Source organism: Acinetobacter sp. Q186-3 (assembly GCF_013420655.1).
GTDB classification, from domain to species: Bacteria; Pseudomonadota; Gammaproteobacteria; order Pseudomonadales; family Moraxellaceae; genus Acinetobacter; species Acinetobacter indicus.
Genome location: NZ_VOXS01000042.1, coordinates 1 through 3348, shown reverse-complemented (window position 1 = coordinate 3348; position 3348 = coordinate 1). Strand labels below are relative to the sequence as shown.

General features: G+C 47.4%; 4 protein-coding genes. 3 read left to right on the top strand and 1 reads right to left on the bottom strand.

What is annotated here, in order from left to right; all coding sequences use genetic code 11:
* Positions 1 to 145: 145 nt before the first annotated feature.
* The 3 genes from sul2 (at position 146) to FTT64_RS14235 (ending at position 1822) form a co-directional block, all read left to right on the top strand.
* A complete protein-coding gene (gene sul2 / locus FTT64_RS14245; protein WP_001043260.1) occupies positions 146 to 961 on the top strand; it encodes a sulfonamide-resistant dihydropteroate synthase Sul2 in 816 nt (271 codons plus the stop codon).
* Between the two features lie 86 nt (positions 962 to 1047).
* A complete protein-coding gene (locus FTT64_RS14240) occupies positions 1048 to 1296 on the top strand; it encodes a phosphoglucosamine mutase (RefSeq protein ID WP_071830581.1) in 249 nt (82 codons plus the stop codon).
* 61 nt (positions 1297 to 1357) lie between these two features.
* On the top strand, positions 1358 to 1822 hold the full coding sequence (locus FTT64_RS14235; RefSeq protein WP_071830580.1) for an ATP-binding protein: 465 nt from the start codon (positions 1358 to 1360) through the stop codon (positions 1820 to 1822).
* A gap of 73 nt (positions 1823 to 1895) precedes the next feature.
* On the opposite strand, the gene mph is transcribed toward FTT64_RS14235, so the two are convergent.
* Positions 1896 to 2783: an Mph(E)/Mph(G) family macrolide 2'-phosphotransferase gene (mph, locus tag FTT64_RS14230; protein ID WP_071830579.1), complete on the bottom strand. Its 888-nt coding sequence runs from the start codon at positions 2781 to 2783 to the stop codon at positions 1896 to 1898.
* Positions 2784 to 3348: the final 565 nt, after the last annotated feature.

The following is a 3348-nucleotide window of genomic DNA, read 5'->3' as shown; positions in this document are numbered from 1 at the left end:
TTGTTCCATTTTAGAGATTTGTTTAAGATAAGATATAACTCATTGAGATGTGTCATAGTATTCGTCGTTAGAAAACAATTATTGTGACATTATTTCAATGAGTTATCTATTTTTGTCGTGTACAGAGATTATTATAGAAGCCCCCATGAATAAATCGCTCATCATTTTCGGCATCGTCAACATAACCTCGGACAGTTTCTCCGATGGAGGCCGGTATCTGGCGCCAGACGCAGCCATTGCGCAGGCGCGTAAGCTGATGGCCGAGGGGGCAGATGTGATCGACCTCGGTCCGGCATCCAGCAATCCCGACGCCGCGCCTGTTTCGTCCGACACAGAAATCGCGCGTATCGCGCCGGTGCTGGACGCGCTCAAGGCAGATGGCATTCCCGTCTCGCTCGACAGTTATCAACCCGCGACGCAAGCCTATGCCTTGTCGCGTGGTGTGGCCTATCTCAATGATATTCGCGGTTTTCCAGACGCTGCGTTCTATCCGCAATTGGCGAAATCATCTGCCAAACTCGTCGTTATGCATTCGGTGCAAGACGGGCAGGCAGATCGGCGCGAGGCACCCGCTGGCGACATCATGGATCACATTGCGGCGTTCTTTGACGCGCGCATCGCGGCGCTGACGGGTGCCGGTATCAAACGCAACCGCCTTGTCCTTGATCCCGGCATGGGGTTTTTTCTGGGGGCTGCTCCCGAAACCTCGCTCTCGGTGCTGGCGCGGTTCGATGAATTGCGGCTGCGCTTCGATTTGCCGGTGCTTCTGTCTGTTTCGCGCAAATCCTTTCTGCGCGCGCTCACAGGCCGTGGTCCGGGGGATGTCGGGGCCGCGACACTCGCTGCAGAGCTTGCCGCCGCCGCAGGTGGAGCTGACTTCATCCGCACACACGAGCCGCGCCCCTTGCGCGACGGGCTGGCGGTATTGGCGGCGCTGAAAGAAACCGCAAGAATTCGTTAACTGCACATTCGGGATATTTCTCTATATTCGCGGTTCAGCAGGCATGTCCCCTTTGAGGGCGACCCGACGACAGGATAATCGACCTTATGGTGCGCAAATATTTCGGCACAGACGGTATTCGTGGCAAAGCCAACGAAGGCGCGATGACGGCGGAAACCGCCTTGCGCGTCGGCATGGCGGCTGGCCGTGTCTTTCGTCGCGGTGACCACCGCCATCGTGTCGTGATCGGCAAGGATACGCGCCTGTCGGGCTATATGCTTGAACCCGCGCTCACAGCCGGTTTCACCTCGATGGGCATGGACGTATTCCTTTTTGGCCCGCTGCCGACAACGTAATAGGAAGAATAAACGCCCTTTTCACCCAAGTCCAAATTAATTTGCCGATTCCATAATCAGGGTGTATTACAATTCCATAGAGTTTTTCAATCCAGGTGGTTTAGCTGATAACTTAACGATTGATCAGCTTCTTCGTGAAGATTACTCGCCATGGGCGCGCAATAAAAGGATATCTGCCACGTTCAAAGAAGCGCATTTTATTGAAAAATATGGGTCAGGCATCAAACGAATCCAAGAAGGCTTCGCATCCTATGGTCTGCGTCCCCCTGTCTTTGAAAATTTCCAGCACGGTTTTCGAGTTATTGTCTCATCAAAGCTACTTTTCGAATCTAATGAGGGAGTAAGTGAGGGAGTAAATCTACTATTTAATCAGATAAGAACTAATCCAGGAAAGCGTGCACCATTTTTAGTAAACGAGCTATTAGTTCCTGTCAAGATAGTAGAGCGGTGGCTCAAAATCTTAAGAGATGATCATAAAATCGAGTTTCGAGGAGCTCCTAAAAGTGGAGGATACTGGCTAAAATAGAAATCAATGATACTCTTAAGTGGCACCAATCGAACTCCTATTTTAGCATTTAAAAAAGTATCCTCACATCATTTTATTGAACAATACCTAAGGCTGCTCTGGCGGCATTGATATGATTATCGTCGTTGCACTCTACCGCAAAAGCGCCATATGCTAATGGAGCTGCAGCAGCCCTCTCTATAGATTGTTCGTAGAGCCTATCCCATATCGTTCCGCCTTGTTTAGCATACTCCGTTATCAAACTCTTCAGGCTATCCTCTCCAAAAACCGATACGTGACCAGAAAAGTCCAGTGCAGGATCACCCATATGCGCAGTAGACCAATCTATGATACCAGAGGTCTTACCTTCCTTCGAGGTTAAGACATGCCCTGCATAGAGATCGCCATGGATGAAACAAGTGAATTCAGGCCACAAAGGGTCATTGTCCAACCATCTACGGTATCTGTTTTCCAACGGCTCGCTGATACCTATCTCAGATTTCACCAAGTGGATACGGTCAGCTATTTCGGTCCTCAATTCACTTGGAGTCATTATTTTCAAGTTGCTCTTTCTCACATCGTCAGCTGTAATACGATGTAATTCGGCCAATGATTTTGCCAGAGACTCCACATAAGCTATGCTATCGCGATCTATGTTCCAAGAAACCTCATGTGTTATCGCATCGAATGTCAGAGCAGGCGCATCCTCCAGTAAAGGGTAGGCTATTAGGCGCTCCGATACAATTTTCCAATCAGGGACATTGATCGACAGGTTTCTTTTGGCTAAATCCAATATTCTACTTTCATTTTCGATTTGTTCAAGCATATCGCTTCTTCGAGGTATACGGAGTACCCAGTTCTCACCGTTTACTTCCTTTACAAAGGCAACTCTAAAGTCGATGCCCATCTCATTGACGCTCATCTCTTCCGAAATTCTCAGCCCATGCTCTAGGGCTAATGTTTGCATATCTTCGATTGTCATTTCTATACTGTTTTCTTTTATTAAATTGGTACCAGTTCCCCCGACAGGACATTCTGAATGTCATATACAGGTGTAACACTTTACCCATATTCTTTTCGTATGGATAACACTTCCCATCAGGGAACAAAAATCTGATACATGAATTAATTGTGAGACAGTAGACCTACTGTCGCATTGAAGCCATCTCGGCGACTATTTGATTAGGAAAACCAAGGCTTTGCCATCATAGCCTTATCATAGAAGTATAACATAGTTGTAAAGATAGAAAATTATTTTTTATTCATCCATGATGTTATTATTTTATAATAACATCATCTAAACATGTCCTGTCGCTCTTTTGTGCTGTGATATTTCATACCTATTAACTGCTTTCGTTTGAATTATACGACGTTCTACTCACAATAGGGCAAGGGTTACTCATTCCGTAGGATGCGGTTCACGTATAGGAAGAATAAACGCCCTTTTCACCCAAGTCCAACAGCTTTGGACCGCAGTTGACTCTTTCGACACCCCTGCGATGCAACCCAATCCGGCTGACGGGGAGCCAGCAACGCTGAAAATTTAC